The organism is Paenibacillus sp. FSL F4-0097, from assembly GCF_038593125.1.
GTDB classification, from domain to species: Bacteria; Bacillota; Bacilli; order Paenibacillales; family Paenibacillaceae; genus Paenibacillus_AQ; species Paenibacillus_AQ odorifer.
Genome location: NZ_CP151965.1, coordinates 5,721,843 through 5,746,460, shown reverse-complemented (window position 1 = coordinate 5,746,460; position 24,618 = coordinate 5,721,843). Strand labels below are relative to the sequence as shown.

Genomic DNA, 24,618 nt, shown 5'->3' with positions numbered 1-24,618 from the left:
AGGCAGGGATGATTCATGGATACTGAGATTCGCAGAGCACGCAAAGATGAGATTGATGAAATTATGGAGCTGATTGCCAAATGCGTACAGGTGATGCAAGCAGGTGGCAGCGATCAGTGGGACGAGCATTATCCGAACCGGGAGATCATCTCCCTTGATATTGAACGTGGCAATCTATGGGTATGTGAGGAGAACAATGCGGTGGCCGGCATTCTAGTGTTGGACGAGCACCAATCCGAGCAGTATGGGAAGATTGACTGGACAGAAACGCAAGGGCCTCATTTAATTATGCATAGATTGGCTGTGCATCCTGAAGTTCAAGGAAAGGGAGTTGCACGCCGTCTTAGCACTTTTGCAGAAGAATATGCTCGCCAGAATAGTTATTCAAGTATCCGTCTGGACACATATGCTAAGAACACTGGGGCACTCGCCCTATATCCCAAGCTGGGTTATGACCTCAGGGGTGAGGTAACTTTTCCAGGGCGTACCGCTAATTTTCCGGTGTTCGAGAAGGTTCTAGAAAAACACGGGAATTCGGAAGCTTAACATAGCGAGAGAACCAGAGGATATCTCATGAGCCATCTAATGGCTACTGAGATATCCTCTTTTTGTGGAAATAACACCGTTTTCTAAACAAAAACTTTGTTTGATTAGGTAGCAATTTGCGCTTACGGAAACCCTGCTCAAAAGGCGATAAGTGTGCAAATAGCGTCATTGGAGTCCGAAACCCTGATCAATAAGCGAAAATGTTCAAATAGCGTCATCTGGGTCCGAAAGCATCAGTGACTGAGTGTGACTCGACAGTAACGGACCCAGCAGACCTTAAATGCGGAATTTCCCCACACTTGGAATGCTATCGGACTCCAGAGCAGCTATTGGTATAAAACACACTGCATATGGGCCTGTAACGAGGGAATAGCGCCACTGGAGTCCGAAATCTTGCTCAAAAGGCGATAAATGTGCAAATAGCGTCATCTGGGTCCGAAAGCATCAGTGACTGATTGTGACTCGACAGTAACGGACCCAGATGAACTTAAACGTGGCATTTCCCCACATTTGGGAGGCTATAGGACTCCAGCGCAGCTATTGGTACAAAACACACCGCATATGGACCTGTTTCGAGGGAATAACGTCACTGGAGTCCGAAACCATGCTCAAAAGGCGAAAAATGTGCAAATAGCGTCATCTGGGTCCTTAAGCATCAGTGGCTGAGTATGACTCGACAGTAACGGACCCAGATGACCTTAAACGTGGCATTTCCCCACATTTGGGATGCTATCGGACTCCACCGCAGCTATTGGTACAAAACACACCGCATATGGACCTGTTTCGAGGGAATAGCGTCACTGGAGTCCGAAATCTTGCTCAAAAGGCGAAAAATGTGCAAATAGTGCCATCTGGGTCCGAAAGTATGGAGGATTATGACTCACCAGTGGTGTGGACGTAGCGAGAGCAGTAGAAGCAGAAGTAGATGTAGCAGTGGAGTAGGCGCATGGGGAAATTATCGGTGAAGAAGAAGGAGTAGTGTAGTAGTAGAAGTAGATGTAGCAGTGGATAGGCGCAAGGAGAAAGTAGAAGTACAGAAGTAGGAGTAGTGTAGAAGCAGAAGCAGAAGCAGAAGACGTAGCAGTGTAATAGTCGCAAGGGGAACATAGAAGTGCAGAAGTAGAAGTAGTGTAGGGACAGTAGTAGCAGAAGCAGTAGAAGTAGCAGTGGAATAGGCGCAAGGGGAACGTAGAAGTGCAGAAATAAGAGTAGTGTAGAAGCAGAAGCAGAAGCAGAAGCAGTATCAGTAGAAGTAGCAGTGGAGTAGGCGTAAGGAGAAAGTAGCGGTGCAGAAGTAGGAGTAGTGTAGGGGCAGTAGTAGTAGCAGAAGCATTAGACGTTGCAGTGGAGTGGGCGCAAGGAGAATGTAGGAGTGCAGAAGCAGTTGAGTAGCAGTAGGGAAGGCATAGGTTCAAAAGATGAATAGAGCTAGACGTACACTTTCGGGCTCTAACCTGTCCACCATACCGCGCTATATGCACAGCGGTTTACCACAAGGCGTTAGAGTAAGCAGAGATTGTCCGAAATGGCTGATCTAATCATTCGAAATGGCCGACCTAATCGTCCGAAACGACTGTCTCTTAAGCCATGAAATAGCTCTCGGATAGCTTATTTTCCATGTTTTCCTGACAGTAAGTCTGACACGATGCACAGCGTAGCATAATCGAAAATATTTTAACGTAAGAATTCGTGATCATAAAACGAATTAATGTTATTTTATGTAACGCAAAACGCTGATTTCCTTTTATAAAACACTATTTAAAATACATAATCGATATTGTGTGTCATGTATATTGACATGTAACCTGTCTTTAGATTATTATTGGACTATTCAAATTACAAATGAATAGTCTTTTTTTCGTATATCCTTAATAATTGGTTTAAGGGTCTCTACCGGGAACCGTAAATTTCTGGCTACGAAAATATGCTCAGGCATATTTTTGTGGCCTTTTTGCTTTACAGGCGTGAAGTTGTGCTGGAATTAACTCAATGAGGGGGAGAAGGGCTATGGGAAATATTTTGATCAAAAATGCCGAAATCATTACGATGAACAAGCAAGAGGAAATTTTACACGGGGATGTCCGGATTAAGGATGATCTCATCGTTGAAATCGGCACTGGCCTGATCCCGCAGGGTGACGAGAAGATCATTGATGCTACGAACCGTACATTAATTCCGGGTTTTATCCAAACTCATATTCATCTATGCCAGACGTTATTCCGTGGTAAAGGGGACGATCTGGAGCTGATGGATTGGCTGCGCAAACGAATCTGGCCATTAGAGGCCGCGCATGATGAAGAATCCCTTTATTATTCGGCTATGCTTGGCATCGGCGAACTGATCACCAGCGGCACGACGACGATTGTGGATATGGAGACTGTCCATCATACGGATTTTGCGTTTCAGGCTATAGCTAAAAGTGGAATCCGGGCCTTGTCCGGCAAGGTGATGATGGATCAAAAAGGGGGAGATGTGCCTGAGGCGCTGCAGGAGGATACCGCATCTTCTTTGCAGGAAAGTGTCGATTTACTGGAAAAATGGAATGGTTATGGAAACGGCCGGATTCAGTATGCATTTTCTCCACGTTTTGTGATTTCCTGTACAGAGCCTTTATTAACCGAGGTGCGGGATCTGTCCGCAAGATACGATGTGAAGGTGCATACTCATGCGTCTGAGAATTTAGGGGAAATTGAGATTGTGCAGGCCATGACTGGCATGCGTAATATCGTCTATCTGGATCATCTAGGATTAGCCAATGAACGGCTTATACTGGCGCATTGCGTGTGGCTGGATGCTGAGGAGCGGCGGATTTTGCGGGATCGAGGGGTGCATGTAAGTCATTGCCCGGGTTCCAATCTGAAATTGGCCTCCGGAATTGCGGACACACCAGGGATGCTTCATGAGCATGTTTCTCTTAGTCTGGGAGCGGATGGCGCTCCATGCAATAACAATCTGGATATGTTTAATGAGATGCGATTGGCGGCGATTATTCAAAAGCCTCATCACGGACCCACAACCATGGATGCCCGCAGTGTATTCCGTATGGCTACTATTGGTGGGGCGAAGGCCGTAGGGATGGAGGATAAGATCGGGAGTATCGAGGTAGGCAAAAAAGCAGATCTAGTGCTCCTGAATCTCTACAATTTTCATACCTTCCCCTCTTACGACGTAGATCCCATCTCTAGAATTGTATATTCCGCTACGCGGGCAGATGTGGAGACAACGATAATCGACGGGGAGATCGTGATGGAAAGAGGTTTGCTAAAGACTGTGGATAAAGAAATTGTACTAAATGAAGCTAACCGTTCTATTAAAAGATTACTTACGCATACCTCGATCGTTTGAGGAGAGAGGGCGATTCGGATATCTTTATTTGCAGGGGATCACTGGACCCCCTGTTTTTTTATGAGAAAATATGAACATAAGGGAACTAAAGTGCCTTTTATGAGGTCGTATTAAGTGAGGTGAAGCTAATTGGAACTGGAAGGTCTTCAGCATAGCGAGACGATGAATGAACAGCAACTAAGAGAAATCATGAGCCGTTACGGAGAGGATATATGGAATTATATCTATTATCTTACCAAAAATTCTGAACAGGCCGATGATCTGGCCCAAGAAGTATTCATTAAATGTTATTACCGGATTGGCACGTACCGGGGGAATTCTTCATTTAAAGCATGGTTGCTTGCGATTGCCAGGAATACTGTTTTTTCGCACCGGAAATCGCGCTTTTTTCGTTCGGGCTTATGGGGTGGTGTACAGCCATTGTCCACGGTTGATGTGGAGCAGCGGGAAAAAACTATTGAACCTCTTGGTATAGCCCGATCTGCGGAGATGGAGTATTTGGGTAATCAGTCCATTGGTGAGATATGGGATTTAATTATGGCATTGTCTCCCAAGCTGCGCGAAGTATTGGTCCTGGATTTGAAATATGAGCTCTCTATAAAAGAAATAGCTGAACTGATGAACTTGAGTCACGGAACGGTAAAATCAAGATTGCACCGAGCGCGGCAAAAAATTCAGAACAAATTAAAGGGGGTAGAATGATGGAGGATCATCAACCGGAATGGTATGCTCAGGCCCGAAAAGGACCTTTTGGAAATGAAAAGTTTACTATGAGGCATGCAGACAACGTCATTCGCCGTATTCAAGAAGATCAACAGGGAACGAAATCTTTTTCAGGAAAAAGACTATCTGTGCAAATGTGGGCTGTGGCAAGTTTTATTGTACTGTTGGGCTTAGGCATATTCTTTCTGAACGGAAGGTTCCTTGGTAATGAATCAAGCAACCCTGCGCAAACTGAGGTTTCGTCGCATTTCACGGAGGCTGAGCTACAGCGGAACGCAGATCAGGTGATGCAGAGTTTACTTGGAAAGACTTATCCGCTAGATCACCGGGAATGGCTTAAGGAGCAACAGCAGATATTTTACTCTTACCAGAAAGATGAGGACTCCGCATATATCTGGATCAATTATGTGACAGGAGAACTGGTGCAAACGAAGATGAGTACGATTCTGACAGCTGCGGAGATCGACGCTGAAATGAAAACCCGTGCGGAAGAGATCAAGGGCAAACTGGGTTATGCGAATGATTCAGCTTATGATGTGCTCAGATATGTTGAATATGATGCTACACAAAATTCTTCTGGCGTGAAAATTGAAAATAACTTTAGGGCGGAGAAATGGCGTATCGGATTTGTAAATGGTGAATTCGATTACGCATCAGCCACGCTTGAGGCCTCGGCGGTATCAGAAGAGATGCGTCAAGCTGGGGAAGAGGCATTGAAGATGTTGAGAGGTAACGGAGGTGATGAAGAGCTTAGTTTAGTATTTCGGGCTATGGACATGGATCAGGATAGACTTACGCTGCAATACGGATCAAAGGTTTCGGTTACGCTCGATACTGTTACTAGAAGGATTGAGCAGATTAGTGATACAAATCCTCGTGCTAGTGATAAAACAGATCCCAAACAACTAACGGTATTAGACCGTGAGCTGTCTCTAATTGATGGGGATCGCCTACGTGAGAAGGCAGCACCTCTGCTGACTAAGATATTTAGCGTTGCTGATGTGGGCGAATATAGCTTGCTTAAAAGAGATCAGGAGCCCGGGAATCTCACCTTTCATAAGCTTGGCAGTCCTGAGATCACTGTATATTATGATAGTGATTTAACGATCTGGAAGGTGAAAGAGGATTCGCCAGCAAGCCAGTCTTAGATTGAAGGGCATAACATAATAGGCTTAAATAGGGAGCTTCCACAGCCGAAAAGGCGTGGGGTTTCCCTATTTGTAGTGGAAGCGAACGGTGCACATTTTTGATAAAAAAAGTAAGTATTGTTATACTAGAACAATCTGATATTTTACAGAAAAGATGAATAGATTTCATAATCAGAACAAATGAAAAGGTAAGAGGGGATTAAAACGTGAAAAAGCACGGGCCGAATCGAGCTCAGTTCTATATTGTTGTCCTGCTGCTATGGTTGAAGCTGCTCCTGCTAAGAGTGCTGTTCTTTGATAGAATTGCTTGGGAGTGGATGGCAGCAGATGTTGCTCCAGTCCTCTTCATCATGGGGATTCTGACGGTCATTACTCCTTCGCGGGTGAGAACAGCCGTCTATTGGACATTTAACGGGATATTATCGCTGCTGCTGTTCGCAGCCAGTGTATATTTCAATCACTTTGGTTCTGTTCCGACGTATCTGGCTTTATATGAACTGAATCAGGTATTTCAAGTGAAGGCAAGCGTAGAATCAACGATACAGACTATTGATTATTTATTTTTCGCTGATCTTGTGATCATGGTGATCTATGTCTTGATCCGCAGATGGAAGCATGGAAAAGCCTATCCGCATGAGCGTGAGCGATTCAGCTCCCGGAACACACGATTGGCACATATGATGGTGATTCTGGTGGCTATTCTTGGAGGTTTTGCTTTTTCGGCCAATTCTGTCAATTCTGCGCGGGGAATTACAAATGAACTTGTGCAGGCAGAAAGTGCCGGATTCCTGAATTATGAGGTCGTTGCCGCAATCAAGGTCAAGGAAGATAACAATCTCATTGGAACCGGAGATATTAAGGATACAATCGCGAAGATTGATGAGCTGCAAGCTTCCTATCCTTATAGTAGTAAAGCCGCGGGCACAGCACCTGAGTATTTCGGCTCGCAAAAGGGCAAAAATGTAATTGTCATTCAAATGGAAGCTTTTCAAAACTTCCCGTTGCATCAATCCCTGAAGGGTCAAGAGCTGACTCCAGTGTTGAACAAGTTGGCAGATGAGGGATTTTACTTTCCCCATGTCTACCAGCAGATTGGTCCGGGCAATACTTCTGACGCTGAATTTATGAGCAACACGTCGATTTATCCAATCGGGACGTTGGCAATGTCCACTGGATTCGGGGACAGAGAACTGCCGAGCCTACCACGTCTGCTGAGAGATAAAGGATATGAGGCGTACACCTTTCACGTGAATCAAGTAGGCTTTTGGAATCGGAACGAGCTATATCCAGCGCTTGGCTTTAACGGTTATTATGACAAAGATTATTTTACTAATGATCATTTTAATGCGTTTGGTGCTTCCGATGAACAGCTTTATATTACGGGTGTCGAGAAAATGGCAGAATTGCAGAAGAAAGGAACTCCTTTCTACGCACAACTGGTGACGGCGTCCAGCCATCATCCCTTCCAAATTCCGGACTCTTTTAAGAAGATCTCAGTGCCTGATGAGTTGAAAAACACGATGCTTGGCGATTATTTGACTGCTATTAACTATACTGATTATGCCATTGGAACTTTAATAGAGGGTTTGAAGAAAAACGGAATGTGGGATAACACTGTGCTGGTGATGTATGGTGATCATTTTGGCTTGCAGCCGCAGGATGTTCCACCGGAGCAAGTGGAAAGTGCACTGGGGATTCCATACGATTCCCGGATCAGCCGCTTTAATATTCCATTGATTGTACATGTACCAGGAATGGAGCAAGGGAAGGTAGTAGAGCGAACAGGTGGACAGTTGGATATTCTTCCTACAATAGCTAACCTATTGGGGGTTTCTTTAAGGGAAGAAGGTTATACAGCATTTGGTCATGACCTCTTGAACATTGATCGTAACGTGTTAGGGATGCGGTATTATTTACCTTCCGGTTCATTTTTTAATGATGATATTCTCTATGTGCCTGGTAGAGATTTTGCTGATGGTGAAGCTGTGTCGCTGGATACGCTTAAGCCAGTATCGGATTTTACAAAATATCAGACTGATTATGATTATATTTTGAAGCTAATGAATTTGTCCGACGAATATGTGAAGCTGTTACCACAGAGATAGGGGGAATCATGAAAAAGTTCTGGAAACCGGAGTATCTCGTAGGCCTTGCCGGCTGCGGTATCATTATTTATTTGCTATTCGTAGGGCCATTTATTGGTGTTGCCGATAATGGAGATTTTCTGCGTATGATGAATACCATCGGTCTGAACTACTACGATACTGCTGCATCGTATGCCGATCAGTTTTTCAGCTTTAGCCATTCTCGTTTTGCGTATGAGGATTTGTTTAGGGGCTTTTATCCTTCCTCACAGATTTTTATAGTGCTTGTGCCGAGGTTGATCGGCGGGCTCATCCATGGCAGCTTTTTTGATGTTCGTTTGCTGGGTGCAGTTTATGGGCTTCTTTTACTGGCGGCAACTTGGCTGCTGGTGAAGTATAATGCTCGTGGCTCTTATGTTACAGGGCTGCTGTTGGGTGCAGCTATCTTATTTGTATTTTACGATATCGGGTATGTGGCCTATTTCAACTCCTTGTTTGGAGAACCGGTGTCGATGGTGTTTATGCTGCTGACATTTGCATTAGGATTAAGATTAACTAGCCAAGAGAAGCCAACCACTAAAGGATTAACTTTGTTTTTTATCGCGATTCTGTTTCTGGTCACCTCCAAAATCCAGAATGCACCGATTGGGATTGCCTTTGCTCTGATTTTCTTGCGGTTTATGATGCTTGACGGAGAGGGCAAATGGAGGAAGCTGGCTTTACGTTTTTCGATTGCCATCTTTCTTGTATCCATCGTTTTGTATGTGGCAGCGCCAAAAGATCTGAAGCATATTAATCTGTATCAAACGGTGTTTTTTGGGATTTTAAACGAATCGCCGGATGTGAAGGGAGACTTGCAGGATCTCGGATTACCGGAGCGGCTGGAGGTACTGGCGGGTACGAATTATTTTCAGACCGATACAGCGATTAAGCAGGATGATCCTTCGCTGGTTCCGGACTTCTATGACCGTGTATCTCATAAAGATGTGTTGTTCTTCTATCTGAAGCATCCGGACCGTTTGATAGATAATATGAAATATGCTGCGAGTAACAGCATGGCGATTCGCCCGTATTATCTAGGAAACTACGAGAAAAGCGAGAATAAACCAGCAGGTGCATTATCCTATACTTACAGTGGATGGAGCCAATTCAAAAATAAACATATTCCGCACACGCTCGGATTTCTCTCCATATTCTATCTGGTGTATTTTGCGGGAGCCTTGTTCCAGTATTTCCGCAGCAGAGATATTCGCGGCAAAATTGCCGGCGAGCTGCTGATGCTGCTAGGGCTAATAGGGATTTTCTCCTTCTTGGTTCCGATTCTTGGGGACGGAAGGGCTGACATCGGTAAGCATTTATTCTTGTTTAATGTGTGCTTCGATATGATGGTTGTGGTCATGTTTGGGTGGATTGTTCACAAGGTAGTGGGATTTGTAAGACGTTAGCTTATGGAACAAATCAAACAGCAAGTTTCCGATTATGGAGACTTGCTGTTTTTATTAAAATATAAGAATTTATATGTTCCATATTGTAAATTATCCTTATATTTCTCGCTTAAACGCTTACCGTCCTTATAGCCGTCGAAGGCGTTTATGCTTGTTCATCCTCAAATAACTCACGCAGCATCCCTTGACGATCGTTCATAAACGCTTTGGTCACGGTATAATGTTCAGTTTCCTCCAAGGCGACGGAACGTATTCCCTCCCCCTCCAAGAGAAAAATTTCAGCACCGGGATAGGACATCAGAATCGGCGAATGGGTAGCAATAATAAATTGTGAATCCTGCCCGACCAGCTCATGCATACGCACCAGCAGAGACATTTGACGTAAGGGGGAAAGCGCTGCTTCAGGCTCGTCGAGGATATAAAGACCGCGGCCGCCGAAACGGTGAACGAACGTAGCTAAAAAAGACTCTCCGTGGGACTGCTCATGCAGAGATTTGCCTCCGTAGGAGTCTTTGATCGGTGGGCCACCGGGTTGTTCATCCAACTCATCAATATAAGAAGCCACATTATAGTAACTCTCCGCACGTAGAAAAAAGCCGTCCTTCGGCCGTCTAACCCCTCTAGCAATTCTAAAATACTCATAGAGACTCGAATGCGAGGAACGAGTGTTAAAAGAAAAGTTTAGCGTTCCACCCTCAGGGTTAAAGCCCCAAGCAGCAGCAATTCCCTCTAACAAGGTTGATTTGCCCGTGCCGTTCTCTCCAACAAGAAAGGTCACTGGTTTTTGAAAAGTCAGGCGATCCAGCGTTCGAACAGCAGGCAGATGAAAAGGATAGGTTTGAAAGGATGGCACCAGATCACGCAGCAGCTCCGCGTGTCGCAAATACAACGTGGTGTTATTCATAGTTCCCCCCTTGTGAATTTCAAAAAATAATCATCTTCGGACAGATTGGACAGAGATGACAAGTTTAGTGCCTCTAGCTAGACCTTTATAGTATAACAGCATCCAGCGAGTGGATGAAATCTTGACGGGGTTCGGGCAAGCCGGGCAAAAGACAGGGTACATCTGCCAATTTAGTTCTAGTAATGACAGATGTCCATGAGGCGAGTGCTGACTCCGCATATAGTTATACTGTCTTGAGAATACAACGGGGCAGGGTGAAGGCCGTGAAAGCAAAAAGGAGAAAACACAAGCGTCCGCGAGATTATCGCGACGGTTATCACGAAGGATATCGTCTCGGCATGTGTGAGGCTGTACAGCGTCGGAGTACTGTAGAGGTCGAAGCCTCTCGGCCATTTAAGCTAATGTATGTTCCTCAAGGGTTCCATGCAATCGATACTGGGGTAATTGAGGCGCTCCAGCAGCTTGTAAGTGAGCTTGTGATTAGCACTCCAGAAGCTATGCTGGAGACTGCGGCTCGGGAGATGCCCGGGGCAGTGCTGGTTATGAATGGACTGCATGTTTTTCCGGAAAATCATTTAGAACAGATTACAGAAATCAGAAAGCTGGGCATTCGGACTGCGATCTGGTTTGTGGATGATCCTTATTTTACAGAGGATACTTCAGTGATTTGCCGGCATTATGATCACGTTTTTACGCATGAGCTCGGTTGTGTGGAGTTTTATCAATCCTTTGGGGTTCCATCCGTTCATTATTTACCGCTTTGCGTCAATCCAAAGATGTTCTATCCACGCCGTACGGCACCGCAGTATAAGTACGACATTGTGTTTATTGGCAATGCATTTCATAATCGGACAGCGCTGTTTGATGAACTTGCCCCCTATCTAAAGGATAAGAAGGTGCTGATCGCTGGGGGGTTCTGGGAACGGCTTGCGACTTATGACCAGCTTGCCCCTTTCATTAGCAATGGCTTTATCCCGCCTGAGGAAACTGCGAACTATTACAGTGGCGCAAAGCTAGTCATTAATATTCACCGTCCGTGGGAGGAGGGGCAGGATAACCGGAATAGCTTCCGTTTACCATCACGCTCTATCAATCCGCGTACTTATGAGATCAGTGCCTGCGGTACTATGCAGCTTACGGATGTTCGTGAGGATCTGGGCAATTATTATCGGCCAGGTTATGACTTGGATACTTTTGGCTCTGCTAAGGAATTGCAGGAGAAGATTGAGTACTATCTGAAGCATGAAAAAGAGCGCCGAATTTACGCTTTACGGGGACTACAGACAACCATGCGCAACCATACATTCACTGCGCGTTTGCCTCATTTGCTGAATGTGATTGCTTCAAGTGTATGAAATCTATAACGGGACAAAGGAGCGAGGATGATGATGAACAACAATGAATTTATTATGCCTGCACCACCGCTACCTCTGACACCTCCAGAGGAAGAAAAGCTTCGTGGTCGTCTGAGTGGTTTTAAGGGCGGATATGATGAGGGATATTTACGGGGGCGGCTTGCGATTTTGGATGGTCGGCCAGAAGAAGTATTTCCCGTACGGAATATTCATGTAATGTATGTGGCTTCTGGTAAAGGATATCCCTACTCTCCATTAGACGATGCAGTCCTCTACGCGCTGCAAAAATTAACCGCACAAGTCACGATAACGGATGTACGCCAAAACTTAGTGGAGTTAGCCGCCGCGCAAAGACCGGATCTGGTACTTGTGCTGGACGGTATGGATTTACCGCTTGAGCAGATCTCCGTTCTTCGGGCTAGCGGGATTAAGACAGCCATTTGGCTTACAGATGATCCTTATTACACTGATTTTACAGTTAAAATTGTGGCGCATTACGATTTTGTGTTCACGCTTGAGCGTAATTGTATTGATTTTTATAAGGGACTTGGCTGCCCTGAAGTTCATTATCTTCCTTTTGCCGCTCACCGCGAGCATTACCGTCCAACTACAACACGTTCACCATTGAATCGCGAAGTTAGTTTTATTGGCTCTGCCTATTGGAACCGGGTTAATTTCTTCCGTGAGATTCTTCCGGATTTGATGAACTATAACACGGTGATTAACGGCATCTGGTGGGATCGTCTGCCTGAAGCAGCGCTTTATGGAGATCGAATTGAGATTGGCAAATGGATGTCACCACAAGAAACCGCGGTAGCTTACAGCGGATCCAAAATCGTCATCAACCTCCACCGCTCGCACATTGATGAAGTAGTGAACAACAATACGCTTTCGATTCCGGCGGTATCTCCTAATCCGCGTACTTTTGAAATCGCGGCAACGGGTACGCTGCAATTAGTGGATGCCAGAGATGATATGGGATCCTTTTACAAACCTGGTGAAGAAATTGAGACTTTTGCAAGCCCTCAAGAAATGATGGATAAAATCCGTTATTACCTGACTCATGAGGAAGAACGTCGTGCGATAGCCCTGCGCGCTTTTGAACGGACGCTTAAGGATCACACTTACACTAAACGTATACACCAGCTGTTAACAGTAATTTACGGCTAGGTCATATGCCCGAAAATGGAATGGAAATGTGCGCTTACCAGGGGACAGGTGTCGTGCCGGCATCTGTTTTTCCTCGATATACTGTAGAACCGAACCTCAGCTTATGCCTGTGGCCTGATGAAAAGAAGCAACGTCTGGAGCGGGCTTGTATAGCGGAGCGGAAGCGACTGGCTAGATTCGAGAGCAGAGTGGAAGCGAAGGGGCGAAGCTCGGGAGCGAAGTGAATTGACTGACGAGATTCTAGAGCTAAGCGGAAGCGATGTTGCGAGTCACAGGAGCGACTATCTTCTAAGAGAGTTTTACTGCGAAGGATAGAATTTAGCGAAAGTTTGTAAATTTTTTAAGGAGGTGAATGGCTGCTCCAGGCCCCTCGTTAGGGAGCGCCGAAACGCCATGGCTGACAAAGCTACAATCGTCCTCTTTTCACATGTATCCAATACACGCAGTATTACGGGAGCGGAGAAGCTATTGTTGTTTTTCGCTCAGGAGCTTTCTCCGTACTTTAATTGTATTCTCGTTGCACCTCAGGACGGCAAGCTGACTTCTCAGGCTCGAAGCTGTGGAATAAGTGTACAGTTGCTTTCGATTCCTCTTTTATATGGAATGTACACTCCTTATGCAGGGTTGGAGGCAGATGCTCAGAAATTCCAGGAAAGCAGGGAGTATCACGAGTTAACAGACTGGCTGAATTCCCTGCGCCCGGCGTTTGTTATTACAAGTACCTGTGTGCATGCTCTGCCAGCAATGGCTGCAAAGTCACTGGGCATTCCGGTGATATGGAAAATATCAGAGACGATAACAGACAATGAATATACACCTATTAGTGTAGGGCTGATTCATCGGAATAGTGATGAGATATTAGCTATTTCACAAACAGCTGCAGCTTGCTTTCCAGAGGACGTGAGAGCGGAAAAAGTGATCCAGCTGCCTCCCTCTTGGAATGATAAAGAGATGATGATTGAGGCTTGGAGCAAGCTTCGGAGCGAACGGCGGCGGGAATTGCGGGTTAAACCGCATGAACAGCTGGTCGGTTATATTTCTTCTTTTATCAACAAGGAAAAAGGGCTAGAACATTTTGTGAAAATAGCTGTGCTTGTGCACGCGGTTCATCCAAGCTCGAAATTTGTTGTCATTGGGTCTGCTGGTGATAAAAGCTACTATGAGCGTTGTGTCCGCAAGGTGAAGCTTGAGGGACTGTACACCCGGTTTAAATTTGTTGGTTATGCTGAATGCCTTCCATCCGCTTATTGCGCCATGGATGTGCTAGTGGTTCCTAGTCTGATCCGCGAAGGCTTCGGCATGACTGCTCTGGAAGGAATGGCTTTTGGAAAACCCGTGGTCGCTTACGACTCTGGGGGCTTACGAGAAATTCTGCACGCAGCGGGCTGCGGCGAAAATCTCGTGCCAGCATCGGACATTTCCGCGCTGGCAGAAAGAGTCAACGTCATGCTGGCGCAGCCAGGAATGGCGTTAACTATAGGCAGTCAAGCGCGGGAGCGCGTCGACGCCGTCTATGGTCCGGCGGCTTATCGGAGCCGCCTGCAGGGTCTTGCGGAGATGTGGAACCTCCGCTATTGCAGCGCACCCGCGGTGCGCGAGGCTGACAGAGTGGTGGTGGTGGAACCACCCGCTGTCCAGCCTGACTTACCCGCAGCGTCGCCGGCTTTGCCGCCGCGAAGCAAGGGCCTGCCGAGCCGCGTCGCCCGCAAGCGGCGCGGCAAAGCCCGGGCGCGCCGGCGAAGCGGGCGCCCGTTGGTTTTGCGCCGCGTTGCTCGCAAGCGGCGTAAAGGTTCTGCCCGGCGGCGCAGCACCGCCGGGGGCAAGCGCCGCCGGGCCCGCCGCGGTGGACGGCGGCGCGCGGCGTAAATGCCTCGATTGCAGCGAAGTGGCAAGCTGAGTACAAAGAGAGATAAAAATGCTCTTCATTGAGCTCAATCCAGCAACTTGAGCCAAATGAACGGTACATTTCCCGCTAAAAGAGCTCAATCCAGCAACCAGAGCGCAATGAACGGTATAAGTCCCGCAAAATGAGCTCAATCCAGCAACTTGAGCGCAATGAACGGTAAAAATCCCGTTTAAAGAGCTCAATCCAGCAACCTGAGCCAAATGAACGGTACATTTCCCGCTAAATGAGCTCAATCCAGCAATCTGAGCCAAATGAACGGTATAAATCCCGCAAAATGAGCTCAATCCAGCAATCTGAACGCAATGAGCGGTATAAATCCCGCAAAATGAGCTCAATCCAGCAATCTGAGCCAAATGAACGGTATAAATCCCGCTAAATGAGCTCAATCCAGCAATCTGAACGCAATGAGCGGTATAAATCCCGCAAAAAGAGCTCAATCCAGCAACCTGAGCCAAATGAACGGTATAAATCCCGTTTAAAGAGCTCAATCCAGCAACTTGAGCGCAATGAACGGTAAAAATCCCGTTTAAAGAGCTCAATCCAGCAACCAGAGCACAGTCCGCTGACTGAGCCAAGTCAGACCATAATTAAACAGGCAGGGGAGTGAACTCATGAAGATCATGACGATTTTAGGCACGAGGCCTGAAATCATTCGCCTCAGTGTAATCATTCCGCTTCTCGACGAACATGCTGAGCGGCACATCCTGGTGCATACAGGCCAGAACTTCACCGCCAGTCTCAGCGGCATTTTCTTTGCTGAGCTGGGACTGCGGGCACCGGATTATGTGCTGCAGGATAAACAAGCAGGACTAGGCGGTCAGCTTGCCGCCATGTTCGGAGGGTTAGAAAGCATTTTACTAAAAGAACAGCCAGATCGTGTCTTGCTTCTGGGCGATACGAACAGCGCGTTATGCGCGATTTTGGCTGAACGTATGGGAATTCCGGTGGTGCATATGGAAGCGGGCAACCGTTGCTATGACCTCCAAGTACCAGAAGAGAAAAACCGCCGTGTCATCGACGCCGTTTCGACCATTAATATGCCTTATACGCAGCAGAGCAAAAGACATCTAATCAGCGAAGGTTTCCCCAGCAGGCGTATCGTGTTAACAGGAAATCCGATCCATGAGGTCATGACCCATTTTGAGCACAAAATCCAGACTAGCGACATTCTGGAGCAGCTGAAGCTTACCTCAGGACAGTATTTTCTAGTCACGGCCCACCGTGCTGAGAATGTAGACGATCCAGAGTCCCTTGTACAAATTATGTCGGGTCTTAACGCAGTGGCTGAGCATTTTGGAATTCGTTTAATATGCAGCATTCATCCTCGCACTCGCTCCAAACTTACCGAGCAATTTTCCCTTCCAATGAACCCACTAGTTGAATTTCATGAACCTTTCGGATTTTTTGATTTTGTCTATTTGGAACAGCACGCCTTATGTGCCATCACCGACAGCGGGACTGTACAGGAGGAATGCTGCTTGATGAAAGTGCCAACAGTTACGATTCGCAGAACGACGGAACGTCCAGAAACAGTGGATTGTGGCAGCAATGTAGTCTCAGGTGTAGATCAGAAAAGTATTCTTCGCAGCGTCAAGCTGATGACGGCGCTCAATCGGGATTGGGAGGCACCGGAAGGATACATGACTCCGGATGTTTCGGTCAAGGTAGTTAAATTCTTGCTTGGAGGGAACCTGCATGTTCAATAATAAAAGGATTGTGGTCACAGGCGGAACTGGTTCCTGGGGGCATGAACTGATTAGGCAACTTCTGCCACAAAATCCTAAGGAAATCATCGTATTCTCCCGCAGTGAATCCGCTCAAGTGGCGATGAGCCGGGAGTTTGAAGATCAACGTCTCAGCTTTATCATTGGCGATATCCGTGACAAGGATGCGCTGATTGCAGCCTGCCGTGGCGTTGATTACATCTTTCATCTGGCGGCGCTCAAACATGTTCCAGTCTGTGAAGATCAGCCTTATGAAGCACTCAAAACCAATGTAGTGGGAACTCAAAATGTGATCGAAGCTGCCATTGTAAATGGCGTTGAAAAAGCAATTTACATCTCTACCGATAAGGCTGCGAACCCATCCAACTTCTATGGAATGACCAAAGCGATCGGGGAAAAATTGTTCGTTTATGCCAATCTGATTGGCTCAAACACCCGGTTCGTTACTGTACGCGGAGGTAATGTGCTCGGAACGAACGGCAGCGTCGTGCATTTGTTCATGAAGCAGATTAAGGATAAGGGTCAGGTACGCATTACGGATATGAAAATGACCCGCTTCTTTTTTACCCTACGCGATGCTATTACATTATTATTTAAAGCTTCTGAGGTTAGCTTGGGTGGAGAAATCTTCGTCATGACTATGCCTACCTGCCGAATTATCGATCTTGCTGAGGTGCTGATTGAAGCTTCCGGAGAGTCCAATGTGAGTATTGTCGAGACCGGGATTCGTCCGGGGGAGAAAATCCACGAGATTCTGATGAGCGATTTCGAAAGCTTAACTACCGTTGTCTACGATGAACAGTATCTAGTAATTCTCCCTACGCTGAACATGCCGGAATTAAAGGCACATTATAGCGCTTATCCTCATGTCTCTTTCAATAGCTTCAGTTCAGAGACGAATCTGATGGATCGGGAAGAGATCAAAAGCATCTTGATCCGGGGAGGGTTCCTGCAATGAAGCTGCTTATCCTAGGTGGAAACGGTATGGCGGGGCATATGCTGGCGGATTATTTTCGCCGCCAGGGCAAGCATCACGTCTTCCATACAACCCGGGATAAGAGCGATCTTGGCGGGCTGTATGTAGATGCGAACGATATAGCCGGAGTTGAGAAGCTGGTCGATATCGTTTCCCCTCATTGCATTATCAATGCAATGGGGGTTCTCAATCAATTCGCGGAGCGTGACAAAATTGGGGCTTACCACGTGAATGGCTTTCTCCCTCATCACTTGTGGCGAAAGGCGGAGGATGTTCAGGCAAGGCTCATCCATATCAGTACCGACTGCGTGTTCGAAGGAACACGCGGAGGGTACACCGAAGAGGATGCTCCTGATGGAACCTCTGTATATGCAATTTCGAAAAGCCTCGGTGAGGTGCAAAAACCCGGGCATCTTACGATTCGCACTTCCATTATTGGCCCCGAAATCCGCTCAGGCGGTATTGGTCTGATGGATTGGTTCCTGGCGCAGAGTGGTAAAGTTTCAGGATACCGGCGGGTGATGTGGAACGGGGTCACAACGCTCCAATTAGCCAAAGCAGTGGATGTAATGCTGGATTCCACCGTATCGGGGCTGATCCATTTAGCGCATCCAGAGCCAGTAAGTAAATATGAGCTGCTTCAGCATATTCAGGCGGCTTTTCATAAAGAAAATGTGGAGATCATCCCTGAGGATGAACATATTCAGGATCGTACACTAGTGAATACAAGAGCGGATGTCCTCTTGCCGCTGCCTTCATATCCTTTAATGCTGCAGGAACTGGCTGACTGGATGAAACAGTCAGAGATGTATTTATGACAGGGCAAAGACTTCTGATTACCGGAGCCGGTGGATTCACCGGGCAACATGCGGTTCGATTATTTTCGGCAGGAGGGGCTGAGGTTATCGCTGTATTGCGGCCGCAATCGACAGCTGCCTCCACTCTTTTTCCAGAAGGAGTAAAGATATATGTTTGTGATTTAAGTGACCGGAAAGCAGTAGCTGAGATGATCAAGCAAACTGCGCCGGACGCTGTCCTTCATTTGGCTGGGAAGAACTCCGTACCCGAGTCATGGCTTAATCCCTTGCTTTATATGGAGACAAATGTGATGGCCACCTTATATTTACTAGAGGCAATGCGAAGCTTGCCGAGCAGTCGGATTCTAGTGGCAGGCTCCAGACTTAAGTTCAAACCGGGTGTGGTGGCTGGGCCACCACACCCGTATAGCCTTAGCAAAACAATAGAAGAGCTGGTGTCCCTCGCATGGGGCACCTTATTTAAACAGCCGGTTCTGCTGGCTGAGCCGTGTAATCTGATTGGTCCCGGTCCTTCCACCGGCTTCTGCTCTTTATTAGCACAGCACATTGTTCGAAGTGAAGTCCAGCCAGATGAGGAAATACCTCCATTTAAGCTCTCTTCTCGTTATGCGCTGCGTGATTTTTTAGATGTTAGAGATGCCGTTAGAGCTTATGACTACATTTTGCGTAAAGGTACAAATGGAACCATCTATCGCATCGATTCGGGGAAGCAGCGGGAACTCGGGGAGATCGCGGAGCAGATGCTCAGTCATTCTGTAGGACCAGTGCCAATGGACTGGGGACCTGCAGATGCTGAACGGGCTATTTCAGAGATCGCAGCCACAGCGGATAAGAAGGTTCATTCAGAAGCATCAACCCCTGAGGCTGATGTGTCTTCACTGGGCTGGCGCCCGGAGATTGGGCTTAGCCAATCGTTAATGGATATTTTGAATTATTACCGAGTTAACGGGGAGGGGAGGTTGTTATGAGACCGAAGGTTTCGGTAGTGATTCCTTTTTATAATTGTCCTTATATTGAACACGCCCTGCAAAGTGCGCTCTCCCAGTCTTGGGAACCTTACGAGATCATTATTGTCGATGACGGCTCGCACGCTCATAGCAATCTAATTACACCGTATCTCTCCCGAATTCATTATTTGGGCAAAGGCAACGGGGGAACCGCCTCCGCACTGAATCACGGCATTTTGAATGCAACAGGGGACTATGTGGTCTGGCTTAGTTCAGACGATTTATTTTATCGGGATAAGATCAACAATCAGGTTCTGTTCATGGAGCAGAACCACTTGTTAATCTCCTATACCAACTTTAATTATATTAACGCTCAATCGCAGCTGGTTCAGCTGAATGCTGCGCCATTGTTTCCTAGTCACCTGGATTACTTACGTTGTTTTTTACACGGTAATCCTATTAATGGCTGTACGGTGATGTTTAAACGAGAGGTGTTTGGAGCCATAGGGCTTTTTGATGAATCACTTCCTTACACACATGATTATGACTTATGGTTCCGCGCCATTCTGAACGGATATCCACCTGTGATGTTGAATCAATCACTTACAGCTTACCGGACTCATGATGGCATGGGAACGATCAAATATTTTGATGTAATTATGGCAGAGGCAGCTGCGACCAATGCCCGCTACAAGAATTCGCTGCAGCACTTGATTTCTTCTATGGGGGGCTGAAGGTAATGTACCGGGAAATTGAAGTGAATGACTTTCTGCCAGTCTTACTGGAACAGTTGAAATTCTGCGAGAGTATTCTGGATATCGGCAGCGGCACCGGTACCCTGCTTGAACGATATGAAGCCGCAGTAGTGCTTGGATTAGAAATTCACAGGCCGTACCTGCTGCATCGTCAATATAAGTCACCTCATATTATTCCGGTACATGCAGATGCCAGTCATATGGATAAATTGTTCCTCCCCAAAACATTTTCAGCGGTTACCTTTATTGATTCAATAGAGCACTTTAATAAAAATGAAGCGAAGACACTGCTCGGGATGGCCGAAAGAATCGCCAATAACCGAGTAGTTGTATTTACCCCTCGGGGCTTTTTTCCACAGGAGGGTATGGATCATTATCATTTGCAGGGGGAGCATTATCAAAAGCACCGGAGCGGATGGGAGCCGGAGGATTTTATTGCACTGGGGTATGAGGTAACGGTACTGAAAGGCTTCCATCATGCCCAAAACCCATCGTTTCGAGAAGCGTTCGGTGAAGACCATGCACCAGTAGATGCCTTGCTTGCTTGTAAAACAGTATAAAAAGTTGAGCTCCGGGTGAAGGAGGTGAGCGCGTATGAGTGAAGAACCTAAAGTATCGGTGATCATCCCATTTTATAACTGTTCGTATGTGGATCTCGCCATCCAAAGTGTCTTGAATCAAAGCTATCCGAATATAGAACTCATTGTAGTCGACGACGGTTCTACCCTATGGCTGGAGAAGTTGACTCCCTTCCGTGACAGGATCATTTATATACAAAAGGATAATGGCGGGACGGCCTCTGCTTTGAATAAAGGGATAGAAGTGGCTACCGGAACGTATTTTGCCTGGCTCAGTGCAGATGATCAATTTCACCCGGATAAAATCAAAAACCAAATAGAAAAGCTCAAAAGTACGGGCACTTTATTTAACTATACAGCCTATTATTATATAAATGAGCAGGGAGAACGGATCTCAGATACGGTAAGTATGCTTTTTAGCAGCAGGGCCCATTTTATTGAGACTATGATGTTGGGTTGTCCGGTGAATGGGAGTACAGTTCTTCTTCATATGGATATATTTCGTGCTGTAGGAACGTTCGATGAAATGTTGTTATATACTCAAGATTATGATTTATGGCTGCGTATTTTACCGCATTTTAGCTGGTCTTATATTGAGCATCCGCAGCTTGATTATCGAGTGCATCAAGAGATGGGCTCAGTGATTCATAGTGAGGCGCAGAAAAGAGAGATAGAACTGGTACAAGCAAAACATCACGGGGTTCTATCGCATCTGCTGCTAAAGGAGAGAGGGGAATGAAATTAATATTTCCTGTTCTAACTCTATCTAGGGGCGGAGCACAACGGATGCTGGCAGAACTGGCTAATCGTCTGTCAGAGATCGGTCATGAAATTACGATCCTCTTGCCCAGCGATGGTGTCGTTGAATACGAGATAAATTGTGAATTGCGTTATGCGGCAGATGATGATTTGTCGGCCAACGATTTTCCAGTGGGGGACGTGATTGTCTCCAACTTTTATACCACAGTCGAGGTATCGCAGCAGGCAAGTAATGAGGGGAAAGGGATTCATATTCGCTTAGCACTTTGCTACGAGCCCACTTTTTTACCTGACAATAGCCGTTCTTTTGCATCTTATAGTTTAACCAGCAATCTGCTCGTACTTTCCCGCTGGCAGCAAGAAATCGTCCAGATGAATCATGGCATTAAGGGGACAATCGTGCCCATTGGTGTGAATCCTGTTTTTAGAAACCTGAACATTCGTGAACCTGAAAATAAGCTTGTAGTTTCCGCGGTTATGCGAAAGCCGGAGGGAGGATTCTCAGGTCATCGTGAACAAGATTATTTACTTGAACAGTTAAATCGGGTCAGAAGACTTCATCCAGAAGTTGAACTTTATTTGATTATTCCTCCTGGTGAATTTGCTGAGTCGACTACACTGCAAACTTTATTAATGGATGAACGATATCATATAAGGACTCCTGCAAATGATACTGAACTTTGTTACCATTATAGTGAGAGTGATATTTTTGTAAGCTCAAGTACGTATGATACGGGATCGCTACCAGGCATCGAGGCTATGCGTTGTGGAGCAGCACTCGTTACTGTTTACTCCGGTGGGAATATGGAATATGGCAGGCATGGCCACAACTGCTTAATGTCCTACCGGTTTGAGAATCGGCTCGCGGATGATATCATAACCTTAATTAAAGACCCGGATTTACGCCAGCGGCTGGCTCGTAAGGGGGAGCAGGATTCACAGCATTTCACTTGGGAAAAAAGCACACAATTGTTTCAGAATGCACTGTTTGAGATCGTAGCGAGGAACTCTTAGTAATATGTCCTTAAAATATAAAAAACCTTCAGTACCACTTGAGAAGTGGCTTGAAGGTTTTTTTGCTTGATTTCGGTTAGAAGATGGCATATGAATTCATCATTTCACGAAAAGACTGCGCATACTTCTCGGTTCCGAAGCGTGAGACCATATATCCTCTTCCTTGCTGACGGAGACCCTCTCGCAGAGGAATATTGTTCATAAGCTCCAGTCCTTCGTTGACGGCAGTTGGAATATTGCCAAGCGGGTAAAATTTACCCGTGACATTATGAACAATAAAGGATCTGACACCATCGGAATCTGTACTAAGTACTGGACAAGTGCAGCAAATCGCTTCGGCAACAGCATATCCAAATCCTTCTGTAATGGAGGTGGCTAACAGGAATCCACCAGAATTGGCTATCGAGGAATAATAAATCGGCATTACATGATTAGGAATATTGGTAAAAGTACTTAGACGATCATTCAGCCCTAAGGCGTGTAGCTCCTCCTGAAAGGATTGTTTTTGATCCTCTGCGGCTAAATTAGGATCATGGAACATCCACAAATGAAGATCTGGTTTATAAAGGCGAATTTCATGGGCGATTCTCAAGTATTCCCGCCAATTTTTATTGCTCTCTAGCCGGCCTACCCAAGCGATAACCGGATTAGCCGGAGGTTCAGCAGGGATATGCTGAAAGGACTGGACATCAACAATATTCGGAATTACATAACGATGCAGCCAGGGACAGATTTCAATAAACAGCTCCAACAAATGATCGGTTGGCGGGATTAGTACCGCATTACAATAAGAACGTAAATAAGGGACAGCATCTCTGATCAGAGTTTCCGCATGACTGCGTTTTCCAAGGCCTTGAGATTCGTATATCATAATACCGCGGTAACCGAGTTCACGCAGACGTTTCAGTAATAAATAATCTGATGTAACAATAATAGCATCGTAATTATGGGTATCCAGCAAATTTTTAATTTCTTCATCTGAAGATGAGACAAATACCGGAAAATTGGTCGTATTCTGGCCTGAACCCGGCATTAGATATAAAACATGGCATTCGATCCCACTTCGCTGGAGACTTTCACATCGCAGCTTATTTAATGTCTCCACCCCGCCACTCGGTACATAAAACGTAAATAGAACTTTCATGCACAAGCCTCCTGACTTTTGCGGAGCAATACCGACTTGTTGAGATATGGCTTACTGTTTATAAGATACGCCGATCTGCACTCGCGGGTGACGGTCAAAGTGGCATAGTTCCAAATCCTTTCAGGATAGCTTGTTCTTCAGAAGGTCATCCTAACGATCGTACACTGCACACATACAACATTAGAGATGGAGGATGAATTCATGTTGCGATCCAAGATCAGTATGTCAGTCTCAGCTGCATTGCTTCTCGGCTTGGTGAGTATTACAGGGTGTGGAACCAATACGGCAGAAAAATCTAATGTGCAAACCAATAGTGTCCGGGGAGTAGATGATGGGCGTATTGGTGTAAATTCCGTACGCGGTGGCACGCATAACATCACTAAGATGGAAGTTAGTCAGGAGCTTGCAGACCGGATTGCTGCTATGCCTGAAGTCCGTTCAGCGAATGTAATGCTTGCAGGTAAAAGCGCGTATGTAGCAGTAACTTTAAATGATGCAACTGCTGGCTTGCGTGCCAAAGGGACTCCATCGTATCGGGCAAAATCTTCAACCACTCCTCACAATTATGGACCGACTGGCGTAATGTCTGGTACAGGAAGAGTGAAAATTGGCCGTGATGGAATGAATGATACTGGAGCCGTAACAAATGGTATGAACGGAGCCTTAAGAGGTACTGTAAATACAGTTCCTGGTACAACAAGTACTGGACCGGCAACCAGAAATGGAATCAATGGTATGGGTAATTTGGGAGCGGGTATGTTGGGTACAGGTACAGGTACTATGGGAACAGGTACGACAAGAAACCATACTTATAATAATGGTCCTCTGCTGAACAGCGATGGCTCGAAACATGATGTAGATATGGGGATGGGAAAAGGTATGGGAACTGGAATGGGCATGGGCATGCGCAGTACCACTCCTAGTACCCATGACACGAATTACAGAAGTAATTCGACGCATATGTACAACACCAATAGCACGAATAACTCAAATAACACAAATAACACCATAAATACAAGAGAAACAGAAACAGTTACCAAAGCAATTAAAGATAAAATTGCTGCAGAAGTTAAAAAACATGATGCGAGAATTAAGGATGTATACGTATCAGCAAATCCTGACTTCGTGGAACGCGCTAATGTTTATGCTGAAGAGGCTCGTGCTGGTCATCCGATAAAAGGATTTGTGGATGAATTCCGTACCATGGTTGAACGAATTTTCCCAACACGTAATCATTAATGATTATTGTGATCTAAATAAAAAAGCAACAATCTCAC

21 protein-coding genes and 1 riboswitch are annotated in these 24,618 nt (G+C 46.0%); of the genes, 19 read left to right on the top strand and 2 right to left on the bottom strand.

Annotation, left to right across the window (positions count from 1 at the left end; all coding sequences use genetic code 11):
• The first annotated feature begins 15 nt into the window (after positions 1-15).
• From MHH86_RS25855 to MHH86_RS25830, 6 genes are all read left to right on the top strand, one after another.
• The gene (locus MHH86_RS25855) at positions 16-546 is read left to right on the top strand and encodes a GNAT family N-acetyltransferase (RefSeq protein ID WP_036679721.1); all 531 of its coding nucleotides are present in this window, start codon (positions 16-18) and stop codon (positions 544-546) included.
• Positions 547-2,384: 1,838 nt separating this feature from the next.
• Positions 2,385-2,483, top strand: a riboswitch (purine riboswitch).
• Positions 2,484-2,553: 70 nt separating this feature from the next.
• Positions 2,554-3,891: a 5'-deoxyadenosine deaminase gene (locus MHH86_RS25850; protein ID WP_036679719.1), complete on the top strand. Its 1,338-nt coding sequence runs from the start codon at positions 2,554-2,556 to the stop codon at positions 3,889-3,891.
• 129 nt (positions 3,892-4,020) lie between these two features.
• A complete protein-coding gene (locus MHH86_RS25845; protein WP_036679717.1) occupies positions 4,021-4,593 on the top strand; it encodes an RNA polymerase sigma factor in 573 nt (190 codons plus the stop codon).
• Positions 4,593-5,762 carry a hypothetical protein gene (locus tag MHH86_RS25840; RefSeq protein WP_036679716.1) on the top strand — a complete coding sequence of 390 codons (1,170 nt, stop codon included), beginning with the start codon at positions 4,593-4,595 and terminating at the stop codon, positions 5,760-5,762. The genes MHH86_RS25845 and MHH86_RS25840 overlap by 1 nt, the downstream gene beginning before the upstream one ends.
• A 206-nt stretch (positions 5,763-5,968) precedes the next feature.
• The gene (locus tag MHH86_RS25835; RefSeq protein WP_036679714.1) at positions 5,969-7,867 is read left to right on the top strand and encodes an LTA synthase family protein; all 1,899 of its coding nucleotides are present in this window, start codon (positions 5,969-5,971) and stop codon (positions 7,865-7,867) included.
• 8 nt (positions 7,868-7,875) lie between these two features.
• Positions 7,876-9,291: a hypothetical protein gene (locus tag MHH86_RS25830; protein ID WP_036679712.1), complete on the top strand. Its 1,416-nt coding sequence runs from the start codon at positions 7,876-7,878 to the stop codon at positions 9,289-9,291.
• Between the two features lie 145 nt (positions 9,292-9,436).
• Here the strand turns inward: MHH86_RS25830 and MHH86_RS25825 are convergent, their stop codons facing one another.
• Entirely contained in the window at positions 9,437-10,195 is a 759-nt protein-coding gene (locus tag MHH86_RS25825; protein WP_036679711.1) for an AAA family ATPase, read from the bottom strand.
• 254 nt (positions 10,196-10,449) lie between these two features.
• On the opposite strand from MHH86_RS25825, the gene MHH86_RS25820 reads away from it, so the two are divergent.
• The 12 genes from MHH86_RS25820 to MHH86_RS25765 all read left to right on the top strand — a co-directional run bounded on the left by MHH86_RS25820 (position 10,450) and on the right by MHH86_RS25765 (position 22,197).
• Positions 10,450-11,550, top strand: a complete 1,101-nt coding sequence (locus MHH86_RS25820; protein ID WP_036679709.1) for a DUF3880 domain-containing protein — start codon at positions 10,450-10,452, stop codon at positions 11,548-11,550.
• Between the two features lie 54 nt (positions 11,551-11,604).
• Positions 11,605-12,720, top strand: a complete 1,116-nt coding sequence (locus tag MHH86_RS25815; RefSeq protein ID WP_036679773.1) for a glycosyltransferase — start codon at positions 11,605-11,607, stop codon at positions 12,718-12,720.
• A 53-nt stretch (positions 12,721-12,773) separates the two neighbouring features.
• Entirely contained in the window at positions 12,774-12,944 is a 171-nt protein-coding gene (locus tag MHH86_RS25810; protein ID WP_155288192.1) for a hypothetical protein, read from the top strand.
• 169 nt (positions 12,945-13,113) lie between these two features.
• Positions 13,114-14,586 carry a glycosyltransferase gene (locus MHH86_RS25805; protein ID WP_342479536.1) on the top strand — a complete coding sequence of 491 codons (1,473 nt, stop codon included), beginning with the start codon at positions 13,114-13,116 and terminating at the stop codon, positions 14,584-14,586.
• A gap of 651 nt (positions 14,587-15,237) precedes the next feature.
• Entirely contained in the window at positions 15,238-16,332 is a 1,095-nt protein-coding gene (wecB, locus tag MHH86_RS25800) for a UDP-N-acetylglucosamine 2-epimerase (non-hydrolyzing) (protein WP_076103696.1), read from the top strand.
• Positions 16,322-17,308 (top strand): polysaccharide biosynthesis protein, encoded by a 987-nt coding sequence (locus MHH86_RS25795; protein WP_036679704.1) that lies wholly within the window; start codon positions 16,322-16,324, stop codon positions 17,306-17,308. Before wecB ends, MHH86_RS25795 begins: the two co-directional genes overlap by 11 nt.
• On the top strand, positions 17,305-18,144 hold the full coding sequence (locus tag MHH86_RS25790; RefSeq protein WP_076146406.1) for an SDR family oxidoreductase: 840 nt from the start codon (positions 17,305-17,307) through the stop codon (positions 18,142-18,144). The genes MHH86_RS25795 and MHH86_RS25790 overlap by 4 nt, the downstream gene beginning before the upstream one ends.
• Positions 18,141-19,112: an NAD-dependent epimerase/dehydratase family protein gene (locus tag MHH86_RS25785; protein ID WP_076146404.1), complete on the top strand. Its 972-nt coding sequence runs from the start codon at positions 18,141-18,143 to the stop codon at positions 19,110-19,112. Before MHH86_RS25790 ends, MHH86_RS25785 begins: the two co-directional genes overlap by 4 nt.
• Positions 19,109-19,825, top strand: a complete 717-nt coding sequence (locus MHH86_RS25780; protein ID WP_036679699.1) for a glycosyltransferase — start codon at positions 19,109-19,111, stop codon at positions 19,823-19,825. The genes MHH86_RS25785 and MHH86_RS25780 overlap by 4 nt, the downstream gene beginning before the upstream one ends.
• Positions 19,826-19,830: 5 nt before the next feature.
• The gene (locus tag MHH86_RS25775; protein WP_036679697.1) at positions 19,831-20,406 is read left to right on the top strand and encodes a class I SAM-dependent methyltransferase; all 576 of its coding nucleotides are present in this window, start codon (positions 19,831-19,833) and stop codon (positions 20,404-20,406) included.
• A gap of 34 nt (positions 20,407-20,440) precedes the next feature.
• Positions 20,441-21,163 carry a glycosyltransferase gene (locus MHH86_RS25770; protein WP_036679696.1) on the top strand — a complete coding sequence of 241 codons (723 nt, stop codon included), beginning with the start codon at positions 20,441-20,443 and terminating at the stop codon, positions 21,161-21,163.
• Positions 21,160-22,197 carry a glycosyltransferase family 4 protein gene (locus tag MHH86_RS25765; protein WP_076146400.1) on the top strand — a complete coding sequence of 346 codons (1,038 nt, stop codon included), beginning with the start codon at positions 21,160-21,162 and terminating at the stop codon, positions 22,195-22,197. Before MHH86_RS25770 ends, MHH86_RS25765 begins: the two co-directional genes overlap by 4 nt.
• Positions 22,198-22,273: 76 nt before the next feature.
• Here MHH86_RS25765 and MHH86_RS25760 read toward each other — a convergent pair whose 3' ends face one another.
• Entirely contained in the window at positions 22,274-23,341 is a 1,068-nt protein-coding gene (locus tag MHH86_RS25760) for a glycosyltransferase family 4 protein (RefSeq protein WP_036679693.1), read from the bottom strand.
• Between the two features lie 201 nt (positions 23,342-23,542).
• On the opposite strand from MHH86_RS25760, the gene MHH86_RS25755 reads away from it, so the two are divergent.
• Positions 23,543-24,580, top strand: coding sequence for a YhcN/YlaJ family sporulation lipoprotein (locus MHH86_RS25755; protein WP_076146398.1), 1,038 nt, complete (start codon positions 23,543-23,545; stop codon positions 24,578-24,580).
• Positions 24,581-24,618 lie beyond the last annotated feature (38 nt).